The organism is Agrobacterium pusense, from assembly GCF_900102105.1.
GTDB classification, from domain to species: domain Bacteria; phylum Pseudomonadota; class Alphaproteobacteria; order Rhizobiales; family Rhizobiaceae; genus Agrobacterium; species Agrobacterium pusense.
The window spans coordinates 1-1,973 of record NZ_FNBB01000024.1; the positions used below are offsets into that span (position 1 = coordinate 1).

The 1,973-nt window shown below is 60.0% G+C and carries 2 protein-coding genes and 1 pseudogene; all 3 read left to right on the forward strand.

Annotated elements, in window-relative coordinates:
- Positions 1-150: pseudogene (locus tag BLU28_RS25770) on the forward strand (sugar ABC transporter permease); the annotation flags it as partial.
- Between the two features lie 12 nt (positions 151-162).
- Positions 163-987, forward strand: coding sequence for a carbohydrate ABC transporter permease (locus BLU28_RS25775; RefSeq protein ID WP_004445255.1), 825 nt, complete (start codon positions 163-165; stop codon positions 985-987).
- Positions 988-999: 12 nt separating this feature from the next.
- Positions 1,000-1,973, forward strand: a 974-nt coding sequence (locus tag BLU28_RS25780) for an ABC transporter ATP-binding protein (RefSeq protein ID WP_077987187.1), incomplete at its 3' end; no start/stop codon positions are given.

Genomic DNA, 1,973 nt, shown 5'->3' on the forward strand with positions numbered 1-1,973 from the left:
TCCACCAACCTTGCCTTCCTGATCTATCGCACCGCACTTCTGGGTTACGACGTCGGTGGCGCTTCGGCCGGCGGTATCATCGCCGTTATCCTCGCCAATATCGTCGCCATCTTCCTGATGCGCGCGGTCGGCAAGAACCTCGACCGGTAAAGGGGAAACATCATGGCCCGCAAGACAACCACTCGCGCAAAGATCGGCTTCTCCATCGCTGCATGGATCGTCGCGCTCCTGCTGTTCTTCCCGATCCTTTACGCCTTCCTCACTTCGATCAAGACCGAGCCGGAGGCGATCGCCGGCTTCAGCCTCATTCCCTCGGGCACGCTTGAGAATTACGTGACGGTCCAGACCCAGCGCGATTACTTCAAGCCCTTCATGAACTCGGTGGTGCTGTCACTAGGTTCTACGATCATCGCGCTGATCATCGCCATTCCTGCCGCCTGGGCCATGGCGTTCTCGCCGACCAAGCGCACCAAGGACATTTTGATGTGGATGCTTTCCACCAAGATGATGCCGGCCGTCGCGGTGCTGGTGCCGATCTATCTGATCTTCCGCAATGCCGGCCTGCTCGATACCCGCATTGGCCTCACCATCATGCTGACTTTCATCAACCTGCCGATCGTCATCTGGATGCTCTACACCTATTTCCGGGAAATTCCCGGCGAGATCCTGGAAGCGGCCCGCATGGATGGCGCATCGCTGTGGAACGAGATCGTGCATGTGCTGACACCGATGGCGGTGCCCGGCATTGCCTCGACGCTGCTCTTGAACGTCATCCTCGCCTGGAATGAATCCTTCTGGACAATCCGGCTGACCACCACCAATGCGGCACCACTGACGGCCTTCATCGCCTCCTTCTCCTCGCCGCAGGGGCTGTTCTGGGCAAAACTTTCGGCCGCCTCGATGATGGCGATCGCCCCCATTCTCGTCATCGGCTGGTTCTCGCAGAAGCAACTCGTGCGCGGCCTGACCTTTGGCGCCGTGAAATAAGGAACGACAAACATGGGCAGCATTTCCCTTCAGAACGTGTCCAAGGTCTTCGGTGAGGCAAAGGTCATCCCGTCGATCGATCTCGATATCCACGATGGCGAATTCGTCGTCTTTGTCGGTCCGTCCGGCTGCGGCAAGTCCACGTTGCTGCGCCTCATCGCCGGGCTGGAGGATGTCTCCGGCGGTAAGATCGTCATCGACGGCAAGGATGTTACCGAGCGTGCGCCGGCCGAACGTGGCCTTGCCATGGTGTTCCAGTCCTATGCGCTTTATCCGCATATGAGTGTCAGGAACAACATCGCCTTCCCGTTGAAGATGGCCAAGCTCGACAAGGCCGTCATCGACAAGAAGGTGGAGGATGCGGCACGGGTGCTGAACCTCACCGATTATCTCGAGCGCCGGCCTTCGCAGCTCTCGGGCGGCCAGCGCCAGCGCGTGGCGATTGGCCGCGCCATCGTGCGCGAGCCTTCCGCCTTCCTGTTTGATGAGCCGCTCTCCAACCTCGATGCGGCGCTGCGCGGCACCATGCGGCTGGAAATCTCCGAGCTGCACAACACGCTGAAAACGACGATGATCTACGTTACCCACGACCAGGTGGAGGCCATGACCATGGCCGACAAGATCGTGGTGCTGAACCGTGGAAATATCGAGCAGGTCGGTTCGCCGATGGAGCTTTATCGCTCTCCCGCCAACCTCTTCGTCGCCGGCTTCATCGGCTCGCCGCGCATGAACCTCATCACCGGTGACTTCGCCCGCCAAAAGGGTGCCGCCACAGCCGGGGTTCGGCCGGAACATTTGGTGCTGTCGAAGGAAAGCGGTCTCTGGCAGGGCAAGGTCACCGTCGCCGAACATCTCGGCTCCGACACATTTCTGCATATCGATGTCCCAGGCATCGGCCCGATTACCGCCCGCGCGGACGGCGAATTCGCCTGCAAGCACGGCGACACTGTCTTCATCACGCCCGACGATACCAAAATCCACAGGTT